14 protein-coding genes are annotated in these 13996 nt (G+C 66.1%); 8 read left to right on the forward strand and 6 right to left on the reverse strand.

Annotated elements, in window-relative coordinates; all coding sequences use genetic code 11:
* Window positions 1-21: 21 nt before the first annotated feature.
* Window positions 22-351, forward strand: coding sequence for a hypothetical protein (locus ACFWBU_RS04000; RefSeq protein WP_378527566.1), 330 nt, complete (start codon window positions 22-24; stop codon window positions 349-351).
* 88 nt (window positions 352-439) lie between these two features.
* On the opposite strand, the gene ACFWBU_RS04005 is transcribed toward ACFWBU_RS04000, so the two are convergent.
* The gene (locus ACFWBU_RS04005; protein ID WP_378527568.1) at window positions 440-1615 is read right to left on the reverse strand and encodes an oxygenase MpaB family protein; all 1176 of its coding nucleotides are present in this window, start codon (window positions 1613-1615) and stop codon (window positions 440-442) included.
* A gap of 121 nt (window positions 1616-1736) precedes the next feature.
* Between ACFWBU_RS04005 and ACFWBU_RS04010 the strand changes: the two genes are divergently transcribed.
* Window positions 1737-2294, forward strand: coding sequence for a TetR/AcrR family transcriptional regulator (locus ACFWBU_RS04010; protein WP_378527569.1), 558 nt, complete (start codon window positions 1737-1739; stop codon window positions 2292-2294).
* Between the two features lie 4 nt (window positions 2295-2298).
* On the opposite strand, the gene ACFWBU_RS04015 is transcribed toward ACFWBU_RS04010, so the two are convergent.
* Window positions 2299-2925 (reverse strand): endonuclease, encoded by a 627-nt coding sequence (locus ACFWBU_RS04015; protein WP_240952689.1) that lies wholly within the window; start codon window positions 2923-2925, stop codon window positions 2299-2301.
* Window positions 2926-3036: 111 nt separating this feature from the next.
* Here ACFWBU_RS04015 and ACFWBU_RS04020 point away from each other — a divergent pair, with 111 nt between their 5' ends.
* The 6 genes from ACFWBU_RS04020 to ACFWBU_RS04045 all read left to right on the forward strand — a co-directional run bounded on the left by ACFWBU_RS04020 (window position 3037) and on the right by ACFWBU_RS04045 (window position 8637).
* Window positions 3037-5280 (forward strand): glycoside hydrolase family 3 C-terminal domain-containing protein, encoded by a 2244-nt coding sequence (locus ACFWBU_RS04020; RefSeq protein ID WP_378527570.1) that lies wholly within the window; start codon window positions 3037-3039, stop codon window positions 5278-5280.
* 160 nt (window positions 5281-5440) lie between these two features.
* Window positions 5441-6025 (forward strand): DUF3558 domain-containing protein, encoded by a 585-nt coding sequence (locus ACFWBU_RS04025; RefSeq protein WP_378527572.1) that lies wholly within the window; start codon window positions 5441-5443, stop codon window positions 6023-6025.
* A gap of 11 nt (window positions 6026-6036) precedes the next feature.
* On the forward strand, window positions 6037-6366 hold the full coding sequence (locus ACFWBU_RS04030) for a hypothetical protein (RefSeq protein WP_378527574.1): 330 nt from the start codon (window positions 6037-6039) through the stop codon (window positions 6364-6366).
* 58 nt (window positions 6367-6424) lie between these two features.
* Window positions 6425-7195 carry a hypothetical protein gene (locus ACFWBU_RS04035; RefSeq protein WP_378527575.1) on the forward strand — a complete coding sequence of 257 codons (771 nt, stop codon included), beginning with the start codon at window positions 6425-6427 and terminating at the stop codon, window positions 7193-7195.
* A gap of 102 nt (window positions 7196-7297) precedes the next feature.
* Window positions 7298-8209 carry a hypothetical protein gene (locus ACFWBU_RS04040; RefSeq protein ID WP_378527576.1) on the forward strand — a complete coding sequence of 304 codons (912 nt, stop codon included), beginning with the start codon at window positions 7298-7300 and terminating at the stop codon, window positions 8207-8209.
* 74 nt (window positions 8210-8283) lie between these two features.
* Window positions 8284-8637, forward strand: a complete 354-nt coding sequence (locus tag ACFWBU_RS04045) for an antibiotic biosynthesis monooxygenase (protein ID WP_206037343.1) — start codon at window positions 8284-8286, stop codon at window positions 8635-8637.
* Window positions 8638-8710: 73 nt separating this feature from the next.
* On the opposite strand, the gene ACFWBU_RS04050 is transcribed toward ACFWBU_RS04045, so the two are convergent.
* From ACFWBU_RS04050 to ACFWBU_RS04065, 4 genes are read right to left on the reverse strand one after another with little or no spacing between them, the layout of a single operon-like run.
* The gene (locus tag ACFWBU_RS04050) at window positions 8711-10198 is read right to left on the reverse strand and encodes a sodium:solute symporter family protein (RefSeq protein ID WP_378527577.1); all 1488 of its coding nucleotides are present in this window, start codon (window positions 10196-10198) and stop codon (window positions 8711-8713) included.
* 20 nt (window positions 10199-10218) lie between these two features.
* Window positions 10219-11250: an isopenicillin N synthase family oxygenase gene (locus tag ACFWBU_RS04055; RefSeq protein ID WP_169622688.1), complete on the reverse strand. Its 1032-nt coding sequence runs from the start codon at window positions 11248-11250 to the stop codon at window positions 10219-10221.
* A complete protein-coding gene (locus ACFWBU_RS04060; protein ID WP_378527579.1) occupies window positions 11247-12023 on the reverse strand; it encodes a hypothetical protein in 777 nt (258 codons plus the stop codon). The genes ACFWBU_RS04055 and ACFWBU_RS04060 overlap by 4 nt, the downstream gene beginning before the upstream one ends.
* Complete coding sequence (locus ACFWBU_RS04065; RefSeq protein WP_378527580.1) at window positions 12020-13990, reverse strand: 5-oxoprolinase/urea amidolyase family protein; 1971 nt, start codon at window positions 13988-13990, stop codon at window positions 12020-12022. The genes ACFWBU_RS04060 and ACFWBU_RS04065 overlap by 4 nt, the downstream gene beginning before the upstream one ends.
* Window positions 13991-13996 lie beyond the last annotated feature (6 nt).

Consider the following 13996-nt stretch of genomic DNA (forward strand, 5'->3'; position numbering starts at 1 on the left):
AAACCGCTTGGGAGGAAACCTGTGTCAGCCTTCGTTCGACTCGAACCCCATGTGATCGACGAACTAGTCACCATCTGTAACACCATGCTTGCCGAGCTGCACAAGGTCGGGGAAGCAACTGAGAGGCTTTCCGCAACGCACGGTTTCGGCGATCTCGAATCCGCCCGCCAACTCGCCGCCGGTTACAGCCGCAAGGCGGCCGGCACACCAGAATCCGCGCGCGAGCGGATCGAACAGTTCATCGACACTCTGACCCAACTGCGCGACGCGTTCGCGTCGGGAGGCGAGGACTTCCTCGACACGCAATTCGACTGGGCACGCGCACTCGATACCGCGGACAGGGACGTGTAGATCTTGATCTGCGCGTCGAACGGAGATTCGCTCACGATATTCGCCGCGCGAATCTCCGTCCGGCGCGCATTTCCTCCCTTTCAGATGGTTAACGGGGAGCGGCGTCCACCAGGTCGTGGGCGACGCCGTAGTCCACGCGCATACGGTCCATCGCTGCGTCCCGAACCTTGTACGCCCGCGCTGTTGTCCGAGCCTTGTCCGGGTAGCGCCGCTCCTGGATCCGGTTGACGAGGGCGAGCGCGGGGCCGGCCCGGCGCACCACGTGCTTGAGCGGGCTGTCCGGGATCCCCAGCGCATCGGCCTCCGCATCACCTACGAAGACACGCTGCAGGCAGTGCATCAGCGTGCGAGCGAGAGATGTTCGCACACGGTCGTTTCCGGGCAGGAGGTTCGCGAGTTCCGGGACGAGATAGTCGTCGGTGAGTGCGGCCACGAAATCTCGGTCGTCCTGGCTCGGTCCCGGAGAGGTCAACCGGTACAACTCCTCGACGAGCACGTGATCGGCTTCTTTACACAGGTTGAGTTCGTCGCTCATGCCGATCACATGCCCGACGTAACGCCACAGGTGGTAGATGTCGTCGAGTTCCGTCCGGGTGAAGCGCACGCCGAGCGTCTGCATCGCTTCGACGCAGATGTGCCCGAATTCGGCGATGGTGAACGCCATATAGGGCTGTGGGATCGGCACTCCCCATGCGTCCTCGTCCCACAGTCCGCTCGCGACGATCCCCCGGCGCACGTGTGCGTGGATGAGCCGCACCCGGACGGTGAATGCGAAACCTTCTCCGTTGCGGCGCATTCCGTCGCGCGCGATCACATGCCGCAGCCACTCCCCCACCTCGACGGAGCGCACCGCCGGCTGGCTCACGTAACGACCGGTCAGCGCGAGAGGTTTCCCGGCGATCTCGCTGGCGGCACCCCGAAGCAGCGACGCCGCCCCGAGCACCATGCCCATCACGGGGGTGTGACGGATGAGGGCATCGCCAGCGTTGTCCAGGCGGTCGTGGTCGAGCCACTCGGGTTCGTCGTCGAGGCGTGTGAACAGCGCTCGTAGCGACTCGGGAGCGTTCGGGACAGCGTGGATACCGTCTGCCAACGCCCTGCGTACTTCGGCTGTGGCCGAGGAGGAACCGAAGTCGTCGGCGACGACCGCGTCGGCCAGTGGGTCGGCCTGCCACATCCCGTCCAGCCATCTGCTCGCGAGGTCGCCGTAGCGGCGCACAGCGAGATCTGCGTTGACAAGTTCGCGCGGAATGCGTCGATTCATGCATTCCATGCAAACACGAGAAATCCTCACTTACTATTCATTTCTTGTGACCAGCACACCGAACGGCAATTCAGCCGGTAGAGGGGTACGAACATCCCCGACTCAGCGCCGTGCCAGAGAGATGCGTACGCACCTTCTCACGTCCACTCACGAGCTTCTCGAGCGTCGGCCCGGGGCACGCGTCAGTACGACGGCTCTCGCCGAACACGCCCACGTGAGCATCGGTACCGTCTACCGCTACTTCCCGGACATGGACGCCATCATCGACGAACTGAGGATGACGGCCGTCCACAACATCACCACGGCGCTGTCGACGGCAATCGCCCGTGCGATGGACCAGGCGCCCCTCGACGCGATGGTCACGGTCGTGGAAGGGCTCACCTCCGCATTCGAGAAGCATGCCCCGGTCCTGCGAGTGTCCTACACCTCGAACGAGGCCGAGTTCGGCTTCGCCTGGGCCGACATCGAGGCCCCCCTCCGCCCCTTGGCGCGCATCATTCCTACACGCCTGCGCCCCGATCTCGACGACGACGCACTCGACGACCTGGTCTTCATCGTCATGGGTGCCACCGCGAGTCTGTGCTCCCGGATCGCCCTGCTCCGGCCCCCGGATGCCGACCGGACGAAGCTGATCTCGGTAGCGGCGAAGATGCTCCTGGCGGCAGTCGAAGGTGCGTGACCGATCAGCCGCGCACGTCCTCGAGTAGGTCGTCGTCCAGCGAGACGCGAACGAGCGCCGCAGCAAGCGGAGCGAACCGGCCGTCGGGCGCGTGCTTCTCCAATTTCTCCGACTCTGCTGGCACACCGAGCGCTTCGGCGCCTTGCCGGGCACGCTTGTCGAGGTAGGGCCGGAGCCAGGTCCACACGTCCTGGACTTCGCGCAGGAAGATTTCCGCTCCCACAGGTCCGATTCCGTCGAATTCCTCCAGCAGACGGGCCGCTGCCGCAGCGTCACCGTCAGCACGCTGTGCCAGTTTTCTCAGATCGCCCTGGTACTCGGATTCGACTCGTTCGCCCATCTCGCGCAACCGAGTGGCAGTGCTCTCGTCGTACCGAACGTAGTGACCGCGTCCGAGCGCAGCAATCACGTCCGGACGTGGCGCCTTCGCCATTGCCTCCGGGGTACGCCATCCTGCCTGAAACAGTTCTTTCGCCGCAGCGACGGCGATATCCGCCGATATTCGCGTACTCGACAGCAACGCGAGGACGAGAAGCTCGAACAAGGGCTTCGGGGTGTCTTTCAGTGTGATGCCCGCATCCTCCGCGTACGTTCGTCCGGCGCGATCGAGCAGTTTTGTCACGGTGTCCATCGACATCCTCCTGGAAGCGGCTGGTTCTGTCGTGGTACCCGAATTCCCGACCCACACACTCACCCACTTCGACGGGGATACGCTGCTGCGAAGCCCCGTCGAAGGAGCCTGATGACCGAGGACGCACCGAACCGCTCCCCCGCCGGCATCGTCGCCGGAGCAACTCTCGAAGAGAAGGCGGGCTTGACCAGCGGGCTGAACTTCTGGTTCACCAAACCGCTTACCCGGTTGGGCATTCCGTCGATCATGCTCACAGACGGGCCGCACGGTGTCCGCAAGCAGTCCGAGGGCGGCGACCATCTCGGGCTCGCCGACTCGGTACCGGCGACCTGCTTTCCGCCCGCCGTCGCGCTCGGTTGCTCGTTCGACGCGGCCCTTCTGGAACGTGTCGGCGTTGCGCTCGGGTCCGAAGCCCGCGCCGAGCAGGTCGGCGTGCTGCTCGGTCCGGGGATCAACATCAAGCGGTCGCCGCTGTGCGGACGGAACTTCGAATATTTGTCGGAGGATCCGTTGCTCGCGGGCATCCTCGGCACCGCGCTGGTTCGCGGTATCCAGTCGCAGGGTGTCGGTGCGTCGCTGAAGCACTTCGCGGCGAACAACCAGGAAACCGATCGGATGCGGGTGTCGGCGGACGTCGACCCGCGACCTTTACGGGAGATCTACCTGCGCGCTTTCCAGCGCGTGGTCGAGGATGCACGTCCCTGGACGGTGATGTGCTCGTACAACCGCATCAACGGGGTCTACTCGTCGCAGAATCCGTGGCTGCTCACCGACGTGCTGCGAGGCGAGTGGGGATTCGACGGTCTTGTCGTCAGTGACTGGGGCGCCGTCGCCGATCGGGTCTCGGCGGTGGCAGCGGGCCTCGACCTCGAGATGCCGTCGAGCGGAGGTCGCACGGATCAGGAGATCGTCGACGCGGTGCGGTCGGGCGCGCTGGACGAAACGGTGCTCGACACGGCAGCAGCGCGGGTCGTCGACCTCGTCGGCCGCGTCGCCTCGCGCGCCGACGCCGACGCGACCTACAACGCCGACGACCACCATGCCCTCGCACGGGAAGCTGCGGCAGCGAGCGTCGTGCTCCTGCAGAACGAGCGCGCCCTGCTTCCACTCCCTCTCGACGTCGACGTTGCGTTGATCGGCGAACTCGCCCGCACTCCCAGGTATCAGGGAGCGGGATCGTCGCGGATCAATCCCACCCGGATCGACACACCACTCGACGAGATCAACGCACTCGCGTCCGGGAATGTCGCTTTTGCCGCGGGGTACTTGCTCGACGGTACCGCCGACGACGCACTCCGCACGGCTGCCGTCGACGCCGCTGCCGGCGCCGAGGCGGCTGTGCTGTTCCTCGGACTCCCCTCCGAACTCGAATCGGAAGGCTTCGACCGCCCCGATCTCGAACTCCCGTCCGAGCAACTACGACTGCTCGACGACGTGGTTGCGGCGAACCCCGACACGGTGGTCGTCCTCTCCAACGGAGGTGTCGTGCGGGTCTCCGGCTTCGCGCACAAGGTGCCCGGGATCGTCGAAGGGTTTCTGCTCGGACAAGCGGGTGGCGGCGCGCTGGCCGACGTGCTGTTCGGCATAGTCAACCCGTCCGGGCGTCTCGCCGAAACGATCCCGGTCAGGCTCGAGGACACTCAGTCGTTCACGAACTTCCCGGGCGAGCACGGGCACGTCCGCTACGGGGAAGGATTGTTCGTCGGCTACCGCGGCTTCGATGCACGACGCCAAGATGTGTCGTTCCCGTTCGGACATGGCTTGTCGTACACGACCTTCGAGTACGGCGCCGCGGCCGTGACCGCTGGCGACGATCTGGCCGTGACCGTCACGGTGACCAACATCGGAGACCGCGCCGGGTCTGAAGTCGTGCAGGTGTACGTCTCGCTGCCGTCGTCCGCCGTGTCGCGGGCACCCCGCGAGTTGAAGGGATTTGCGAAGGTATTCCTCGAACCCGGCGAGTCGCGGGAGGTCCGAATCGCGGTTCGCCGATCGGACCTCGCATACTGGGACCCCCGTGTCGATGCGTGGGTGGTGGAGGGCGGCCTGTACACCGTGGAGGTCGGCGCGTCGAGCCGCGATATCCGGGTCACGGCGACTGCGGAAGTCGCCGGCGATGCCGTGAACGTGCCGTTGACGTTGGAGTCGTCGATCGGTGAAGTTCTGGCCAACCGTGCTGCCGCCGAAGCGCTCTCGACGATCTTCGTGGCGTCCGGAGACCGGCAGGCTCCGGCTCTCGATCCTGCGGTCCTCGCCATGGCAGCGTCGATGCCCATCGGCCGGATTCTCAGCTTCGGCGATTTCGGAATCGGCGAGGACGAAATTCAGCGCCTGCTCGATGCCGCCAACGGGTAATCCGTCGAATTTGCGCGGTGAATTGTTATCTGCCAACGCTATTGCGTGAGTAGATCCCGATTGAGCGCGCAGATCGCGGCGATACGGTTCTGCGTTCCCTGTGCTAGCGTCTGCGGCAATCAGCGGATCGGGGGGTCGCGTGGGTGGGCGGAATCGTGTCGTGCGAGCGGTCGCATCGCTGGCTGTCGTGGTGACGGCGGTGGGATGCGCATCCGGCGCGGCGACGCCGAGCGAGCCGGAAGCTGTCGAAACGCCGACCTCGACGACGAGGACGCCGCGGGTCGTGGACGACTCGCGTCGCCCGCAGATCACGTTCGACCCGTGTCTGGATATTCCGGACGAACTGCTCGCGTCTTCGGGTTTCGATCCCAGGAGCAAGAGGCCCAAAGAGTTGCCGATGGGCACCTACAGCTTTCTCGGCTGCGATTATCGAGGCACGCTCCACATACCTGGCGTCCTTCGCAGTTACAGCCTGATCATCCTTTCGGGCAATGTCACCCTCGAGGAAGAACTCGCGAAGAACGGGCACGTCGCGACGGAGACGGTGATCAATGGTCGACGCGCTCTCCAGGAAGTCGATCCAGCTCTGTCTGGCAGCTGTGCCTTCGTACTCGAGTCGGAGTTCGGAATCGTCATATTGAGCCGCATCTACAACGCCGATCACACTAGGGGCGTTCCCCAGACGGAGTGGTGCGCGGGTTTCACGGAACTTGTCACGGACATCGAACCTCTCATCGACGGCTAGGACATCACTGAATGAGCCACTTCGTACGACTGGAACCGCACGTCATCGAAGAGATCGTCGCAATCTGCAACACAATGCTTCACGAATTGGGGTTGGCACGGGCTCAGTCGGAAGGGCTCACACGGACCGACGGTTTCGGCGACCTCGAGTCCGCCCGACAACTCGCCGACGGTTATGCACGCAAGGCCGCCGGAACACCGGAATCCGCGCGCGAGCGCATCGACCAATTCATTGCCACGCTCACCGACCTGCGCGACGCTTTCGCTTCGGGAGGGGAAGCATTTCTCGAGGCCGAGTTCGACTGGGCACGGCAACTCCGGGAGATGGAAACCGAGCTGTGATGATGCCGCCGCGTGTGTCGGGCACGGAACATCGAGTGCCCGTGGCAGGCTCACGAGAATGCATCCGTACGACGAAGGATTCGAGCCTCCGAAGGCCTGTGCCGAGTGGTGCCGGGCACGGCCCTTCGATCTTCAGGTGCTCGACGACGGCGTGACGGTCGATCTGCAGTGGTGGAACGATCATCTCGAGGACGCGGGACACGAGATCAGGTTGCGCGGACGAAACCTCGACGGCCGCATCGTCACCACCGGCACTGCGGTGGTGCAGCGCAACGACCTTCGGTTGGGTAGCGACCTGATCGATGCCGACCACGAGGCTCTCGGCCTGTTGTTCCTGTGTGCGGCATGGCGCAGCGCGCATCCACGACGAAAAGCGGTGCGGCGGTTCCCCGACGTCCGCGACGTGCGCACCCCCGAAGGTCGCCACCCGTTCGCGAAGATCAAAGGTGTCCTCGACTATTGCGCCAAGACGAAAGGGCTGCCCGACACCTCTCGTCAGACCTGGTCGGGATGGCCCGACATTCCGGGAGTGGGTGTGCCGTTGATGGCGTCCTACCTGTGGGCGGTGGAGGCGCGCACGGACACCGGTCCCGCGCAGATGCTGGACCAGCACGGTGTATCGACGCTCGTGCACGAGGGATGGCTCGAGGACCCGTCGGTCGCAGACTTCACCGTGCGTCGCTATCACCGGTACGTCGAACTGATCAACACGTGGGCCGGTCTCATGGCCACGCGACCGGAATTGGTCGAGATGTGGCTCGTCGATCGGTGGCATGCGCGGGTCGTCGAAGCCCGGGACGGATCCCACGCGACTCCGCGCCTGTTCTGATCCGCGCGTACTTGTCCGCAGACACGGCATTTGTCCACAAGGGCGCCGGTACGTTGCCTTCGAACGCTCGGACCCGTGACCTGATCGGGCACGATCCGCTGCATGGACGAGCCGGAAGTGCTGACGAGGACGTCGCTCACGGCCGCAGGGGCGTCGGACAACGACATACGGCACGCGCTGCGCGCGGGCACACTCGTCCCGCTTGCCCGCGGCGTCTACCTGCGGCGGACCGAGTACGACGCGCTCGACGAGGCGGGGCGCCACCGCGTGCACGCGCGCCACGTCGGTTCGCTTCTCGAGCCGGGTGAAGCGATCAGCCATGTGTCTGCGGCGGTTCTCCATCGTCTCGATATCTGGAAGGTGCCTCTGACCCGCGTGCACGTCTCGCGTCCGGCGCGACACGGGCGGATCACGCCACACCTGCACGCGCACCACACGACGTGGGGCGATGACGATCTCGTGGATATCTGCGGAGTCGCCGTCACGTCGGTCGCCAGGACGGTCGTCGATCTCGCCCGCACGCTGCCGCGCGACCAGGCGGTGGCAACCGGAGACTCCGCTCTACGCCTTCACCCGAACACACGCCTGCAGTTGGCCCCGGTACTCGCGCGGGCACGACACCACACCGGTACGACTGCCGCGGCGTCGGTTCTGGATTTTCTGGACGGGAGAAGCGAGAGCGTCGGTGAATCGCTGTCGCGGATCCGTATGCGAGAGTCCGGGTTACCCGCACCGGATCTGCAACGCGAGGTGGTCGTGCGCGACGGACGACGGTACCGCCTCGACTTCTTCTGGGACGGCCTCGGCATCGTCGGCGAGTTCGACGGCAGCATCAAATACCGGGACCGTCGTGACCTCCTCGCCGAGAAACGTCGAGAAGACGCATTGCGCGACCTGGGACTGGAAGTAGTCCGCTGGAACTGGGCAGAGCTGGAGCGGTTCGAGGTGGTCGCGGGCCGGTTCGCACGCGCCGTCACCCGTGCACGCTCCCGGAATGCCGCAGCCGCGCGGTGAGTGGAGAGTTGCGCACGCTGTTCCGGGAGCCGATCCCCACTTACCGCGCAAATACCCCAGTTCACCTGCGGCGTATGATTCCCGGAGAAGTCCTGCCCGTCGAGAAAGGCCCCATCGTGTACGTCATCACCAACCGCATCGAGGTTCCCGCCGAGACGGCAGAGGCATTCGAGAAGGTCTTCGTCGACAGCATGCGCGAAACCCTCGACGGCGTTCCCGGCCTCAACCGCACGACTCTCCTCCGTCCGGCGGCCGACGGTCTCCCCTACCTGTCCACGATGGAGTTCGACTCCAAAGACGACTTCCTCGCCTGGCTGCGTTCCGATTCGTTCAAGGCCGCGCACTCCGACGATCAGGCACCGGGCATGCAGGCGCCGTCCGCCGTCGAGCAGCACACGCTCGTCGAGGACATCGTCTTCGAGAAGTAGCAACACCCTCTTACACACGACGGCGCCCACCGGAGAATCTTTCCCGGTGGGCGCCGTCGTATCTGGGGTACGTCTACACCGCGACGGGCTGCCGCTCGGGAGCCACGACCGGCACGACCACCGGCGGCTGCGGCTTCGTCGCAGGCCGGGTGACCAGTGCAACCGTCACGTAGGCGACGAGCGCCACGATCGCCCCGAGGAAGGTTGTCCAGCCGTCGGCGGCTGCGGTGACGAGGTCGTTCGGGATGTAGAACAGGGTGTTGTCGACGCCGTAGATCGTCGGGGTGAGTACGAAGAAGCCGACGCGCACGCCGATGCCGCAGATCGCTGCCGCGGCGACGGCCCGGCCGTCACCCCGCTTCCAGAACAGCCCGAGGATGAACGGCACCACGAGCGACGCCAGCAGCAGGTCGAAGGTCAGGGTGAGCAGGATGCCGGTCTGCGGAACGCGCAGGGCGACCAGCGCTCCGAACGCCGCCATGGGCAGCATGCACAGCCGGGTGGCCCGCATGACGTCCGAGGACATGGCGGCGTGTTCGCCGCCGACGCGGAAGAGGTTGCGTACCAGGACAGTTGCGGTGGAGAGCAGGACGCCGCTGATGGTGGTGAGCGAGGCCGTCACGAGTCCGGACAGCACCAGGATCGACAGCCACTTCGGGGCGTACTCGCCGAGCAGCACGTACAGGATCGGGCCGTCCACGGCGCTGTCCCCGACGATGGAGATTGCCGCAAGTGCGACGAACGAGAGCGGTACGCACAGGACGAGGATGCCGGTAGCCGCCGAGAAGCAGGCCCGCTGCGCGGCGTGCGGGCTCTTCGCCGAGAACACCCGCTGCATCAGGTCGATCGCGACGATGTTGCCGAGGCCGAGGGCGATCAGCGTTGCCCAGTTGATCGCGGCACCCTGCGCCGGATCGGTGAGCTGCCCGAGACCGCCGATGCCGAGCCCTTCCGGAGCCGAGAATCCGGGACCGAACGCCACCCATCCCAGCAGGCAGACGATGCCGACCGCCATGACTGCGAACTGCACGACACCGGTGTAGACGCTTGCGAACATTCCCCCTGCCATCGTGTAGGCCAGAACGAACGGGATCAGAACCAGCACTGCGACGGTGTAGTCGAGCCCCACGAAGTATTCGAGAAGGTACCCCAGCGCGACGAGGTTGCCGGCGAGGAGGATGCCGAAGCTTCCGACCGTCAGGACCGAGGCGGTGATCTCGGTGCCGCGCCCGAAACGCTGCGCGAAGTACTCCGGCAGGGTCACGACACCGGTCGCCCTCAGCTTCTTCGCGAAGAACAGCCCGACGATCAGCACGCTCAGCGCGACGCCCAGCGGCATCGCGGCACCGGCCCAGAACCCGAACCCGGCAGCGAGATCCGCGCTGCCCAGTGTCGCGTTGGAGTCTATGACCTGGGACATGAGCAGCACCGCGAGGATCGGTGCCCCGAGGGATCGTCCTGCCAGGAGGAAGTTCCCCGTATCGCCCCGGACCTTACGGGTGGAATAGAAGCCTGCGCCGAGAAGAACGACGAGGCATACGGCAACACCGGTGATGATCATGGCAACTCCAGATGAGGAGGTCAGACGGCAGGAGCGCTGCGTTGAGCTTCGCGTCCGAGCGAGTAGAGGGGTCGTGCGTTGTCGGGAAGGGTGATCTCGCCCGAGGCGAGTCGGCGCTGCAGGTAGGTGAAGCTCTGCGCGGTTTGCGCGAACAGGTGGTCGCCTGCCCGCACACCGTCGTATCGCGGTCCGTCTGTGGTGACGAACTGAGGCAACGGCTCGACCCACGTGTTGTAGTCGACGTTGAAGAACAACGGGAACGAATAACGCTCGTGCGATACCTTACGCACCCGATGTGACGTCGCCGTAAACTCTCCGTTGGTCCAGATCTCCAGCAGGTCACCGATATTCAGCACGAACGCATCGTCGGCGTAGGGAACGTCGATCCACGTTCCGTCTGCGTTGACGACCTCGAGTCCGGGGGCGGTGGGCCGGAGCAGCGTGAACACCTCGTAGTCGGTGTGGGCGCCGATGCCGGGACGGTCTGCGGCGCTGGGGTCGTGCGGGTAGTGGATCAACCGCAGCTGGGCGGGCGGGGTGCTCACGTGCTTGTCGAAGAGGTCCGCGGGTTCTCCGAGCGCTTCGGCGAAGGCGCGCAACAACAGTCGTCCCAGCGAGAAGACCGCGTCGTAGTAGGTGGAGACGGGTTCGGCGAAGTCGTCCAGTTCGGGCCATTGGTTGGGACCGAGCAGGGGGTTACCTGCCAGATAGTCCGGGTGATCGGACGGGAGGTCTATCGACAGGTCGTAGGCTTCCTTGTGGTCGGGAGTCGCACCCGCGAACACTTCCTCACCGGCGGGGACGTATCCCCTGTGGTTGGTCGAATTACCGATGTACACCTTCATTTTCACATCGTCCGGTTGCGCGAAGAACCGCTCGGCGGCACGCTGCACCGCCGCGAACGACGCGGGGTCGATGCCGTGTCCGACGATCTGCGCGAACCCTATTTCTCGTGCGGCACGACCCAATTCGGCGATAACGGCGCCGCGGTGCACCGGATCGCCGGTGACGAGTCCTGTGACGTCGATGGTCGGAATGCTGGTGAACGTCACGCCATGCCTTTCTGTTCTGTCTCGGGAAGATCGAGTCGGCGCCAGCGGCGCATGACCGGACGGCCGTCGACGTCGATGTCGGACGTCGACAGGATTTCGCCCGGCACGGGGTCGAGCATGTCGCCGACCCGGAACGGGAGCGTGGAGGCGGTAATACGCCACTCCCCGAGTCCGGTACTCCCGAAAGATATTTCACAGTTCATCAGTTCCCGGGCCGCCGGCAACGTGCCGGCGCCCCGGATCTGCTCGTGCAGCGGCGCCCCGTCGATCGGACGGGTTCGGCCGCGGGCGAAGGCGAAGTCTTCGCCGACGCGGATCAGGATGCCGGGAGCACCGGTCTCGATGTCTTCGAGCAGGTATTCGTCGATGCTCGACGACGTGGCGCCGATCCGCCAGTGCTCGAGGTAGTCCTCGAAGACACCGTGCTCGGCCACGGTCGTGGCGTCGAGCAGTTCCAGACTGCCCGCGTCCGGGTGTGGGCCGGGTGGGTGGATCGCCACCGTGCGGGTCCATTCCACATGCCCGCCGTGGGAGAGCAGACGCCCTGCGAACCCGTCCTGGGTTGCCAGGACGAGCAGGTCGTCGATGCTCGTCGCGCCCAGCGACCGGGCCTGCACCGGGACTTCCGCCGCGGGCCGACGAAGATCGCAGTACAGGCTCGCACCCTGCAGCCAGACGACCCGGCTGGTGGTGTCGGGCGCCGCGCCCGGGCGCGCCAGCAAGGTGCGCTCGAAGCGGGTGCCCGAAATCGTGAGGGTGTCGGCGGCAGTCATGCGCCGCCGGCTTCCCAGCGCGCCCGTTCCTGCGCGAAGGCAACGGACTGGACCGCTTGGAACGACTCGATCGATTCGGTGTTCTCCGAGAGGAATTCGCGGTGTTGCGCGAGGGAGAACGTACCGTCGGTGATGTCCACGCCTCCGCCTCGGCCGGCCGCGAGGTCGGCCCGCAGATCGAGGAGTTCCTCGGGGTCGACCGGGTACCACGAGATACGGTCGAAGAACCTGAGCAGCCACGGGGTGCCGTTCTCGAACGCGCCCGCGGGTTGCGGGTGCCGGTGGTTCCACACCTGGGTGGTCCGGCCGACGAACTGGTAGCCGCCGGGTCCTTCCATGCCGTAGATGCACAGGTAGGCGCCGCCGATGCCGACCGCGTTCTCCGGTGTCCACGTGCGGGCGGGGTTGTACTTGGTGGTGACGAGACGGTGCCGGGGGTCGAGCGGCGTGGCGACCGGCGCTCCGAGGTAGACGTCACCGAGACCGAGCACCATGTAGTCGGCAGCGAAGACGGTGTCGAACACGTCGGCAACCGTGTCGAGGCCGTTCATCCGGCGGATGAACTCGATGTTCCACGGGCACCACGGTGCGTCGGCGCGCACGCCGTGCATGTAGCGCTGGATGGCCTCCCGCGTCGCGGGGTCGTCCCACGACAGCGGCAGGCGCACCTGCCGGCTCGGCACTTCGAGTTCGTCGCTGTCACCGATGGCAGCCTCGGCTTCGGCGAGCAGACCCAGAAGCTTCGGGACGGGCAGCACGTCGGGATCCACCTTGACCTGGAGGGACCGGATGCCCGGAGTCAGTTCGAGAAGGCCGGACGGACGCTCCCCTTCGAGACGCTGGTGCAGCGCGTGGACGCGGGCCCGCAGCGCCAGATCCAGTGTCATGTCGCCGTATTCGACGAGCACGTTGTCGTCTCCGCTGCGCCGGTAGGTGACGGCGGTGTTGCCGTCGCGGCGCGCGAGCACGCCGTCGTCGCCGTCTCCGCCGGCCGACGACACGAGCGAGAGGCCCGCGCGTCGCGCAACGCCGAGGTCGCGGCGTGACGCCGCGTGCTCCGACCGCACGGGCACGAAACGGATGGTGTTGCCCGGGGCGAGTTGCCCCAGCTTCCAGCGGTCCGCGGCGACGACCGTGACCGGGCACACGAAGCCGCCGAGGCTCGGTCCGTCCGGGCCGAGCAGAATCGGAGTGTCACCGGTGAAGTCGAGTGCGCCGATCGAGTAGGCGTTGTCGTGGATGTTGGACGGGTGCAGGCCCGCTTCCCCACCGTCGGCGCGCGCCCACTGCGGCTTCGGCCCGATGAGCCGGACGCCGGTGCGGTCGGAGTTGAAGTGCACCTCGTATTCGGTGGCGTAGAGCGCGTCGATGTCGTCGCGTGTAAAGAATTCGGGCGCTCCGTGCGGCCCTTCGGTCACCGCGATTTCCCAGTGGCTGCTCAACGCGGGCACGTGCTCGGCGGGCACCGCGGCGCAGCGCCCCGCGGTGACGTCGCCGACGACGAGCACATCACCGTCGCGGAGAGTGCGGCCTTCGTGTCCGCCGAACGTGCCGAGGGTGAATGTCGAGGCACTGCCCAGGAACTCGGGTACGTCGAGTCCGCCGCGTACGAGAATGTAGGCGCGGAGCCCGGGGCCGGTCACCGCCCCGACGTCGAGCAGGCCACCCTCGGGGACGACGACGGGCCGCCACTGCGGGACGGGGGTGCCGTCGACGCGCACCGTGACGGGCGCTCCGGTCACGCAGACCTCGGTGGCTTCGGTGAAGCGGAGCGCCGGGCCGGCCATGGTGGTCTCGAGCCCGGGCGCACCCTCGGGGTTTCCGAGCGCGACGTTGCCGAGCCGGAACGACAGGTCGTCCATCGGCCCCGACGGAGGGACTCCGACCTGCCAGTAGCCGGTGCGGCCCGGGTAGTCCTGGACGGTGGTGAGCATTCCCGGTCGTTCGACAGTGATCTTGGTGGTCATGGGCGT

The sequence above is a fragment of the Rhodococcus sp. NPDC060084 genome (assembly GCF_042730335.1).
In the GTDB taxonomy this organism is placed as follows: domain Bacteria; phylum Actinomycetota; class Actinomycetes; order Mycobacteriales; family Mycobacteriaceae; genus Rhodococcus.

Bases quoted from the DNA above. Each gene is read 5' to 3' on its own strand.
- ACFWBU_RS04005 (WP_378527568.1), bottom strand. From the start codon at position 1,615: ATGAATCGACGCATTCCGCGCGAACTTGTCAACGCAGATCTCGCTGTG.
- ACFWBU_RS04010 (WP_378527569.1), top strand. From the start codon at position 1,737: ATGCGTACGCACCTTCTCACGTCCACTCACGAGCTTCTCGAGCGTCGG.
- ACFWBU_RS04015 (WP_240952689.1), bottom strand. From the start codon at position 2,925: ATGGACACCGTGACAAAACTGCTCGATCGCGCCGGACGAACGTACGCG.
- ACFWBU_RS04020 (WP_378527570.1), top strand. From the start codon at position 3,037: ATGACCGAGGACGCACCGAACCGCTCCCCCGCCGGCATCGTCGCCGGA.
- ACFWBU_RS04030 (WP_378527574.1), top strand. From the start codon at position 6,037: ATGAGCCACTTCGTACGACTGGAACCGCACGTCATCGAAGAGATCGTC.
- ACFWBU_RS04035 (WP_378527575.1), top strand. From the start codon at position 6,425: ATGCATCCGTACGACGAAGGATTCGAGCCTCCGAAGGCCTGTGCCGAG.
- ACFWBU_RS04040 (WP_378527576.1), top strand. From the start codon at position 7,298: ATGGACGAGCCGGAAGTGCTGACGAGGACGTCGCTCACGGCCGCAGGG.
- ACFWBU_RS04045 (WP_206037343.1), top strand. From the start codon at position 8,284: ATGATTCCCGGAGAAGTCCTGCCCGTCGAGAAAGGCCCCATCGTGTAC.
- ACFWBU_RS04050 (WP_378527577.1), bottom strand. From the start codon at position 10,198: ATGATCATCACCGGTGTTGCCGTATGCCTCGTCGTTCTTCTCGGCGCA.
- ACFWBU_RS04060 (WP_378527579.1), bottom strand. From the start codon at position 12,023: ATGACTGCCGCCGACACCCTCACGATTTCGGGCACCCGCTTCGAGCGC.
- ACFWBU_RS04065 (WP_378527580.1), bottom strand. From the start codon at position 13,990: ATGACCACCAAGATCACTGTCGAACGACCGGGAATGCTCACCACCGTC.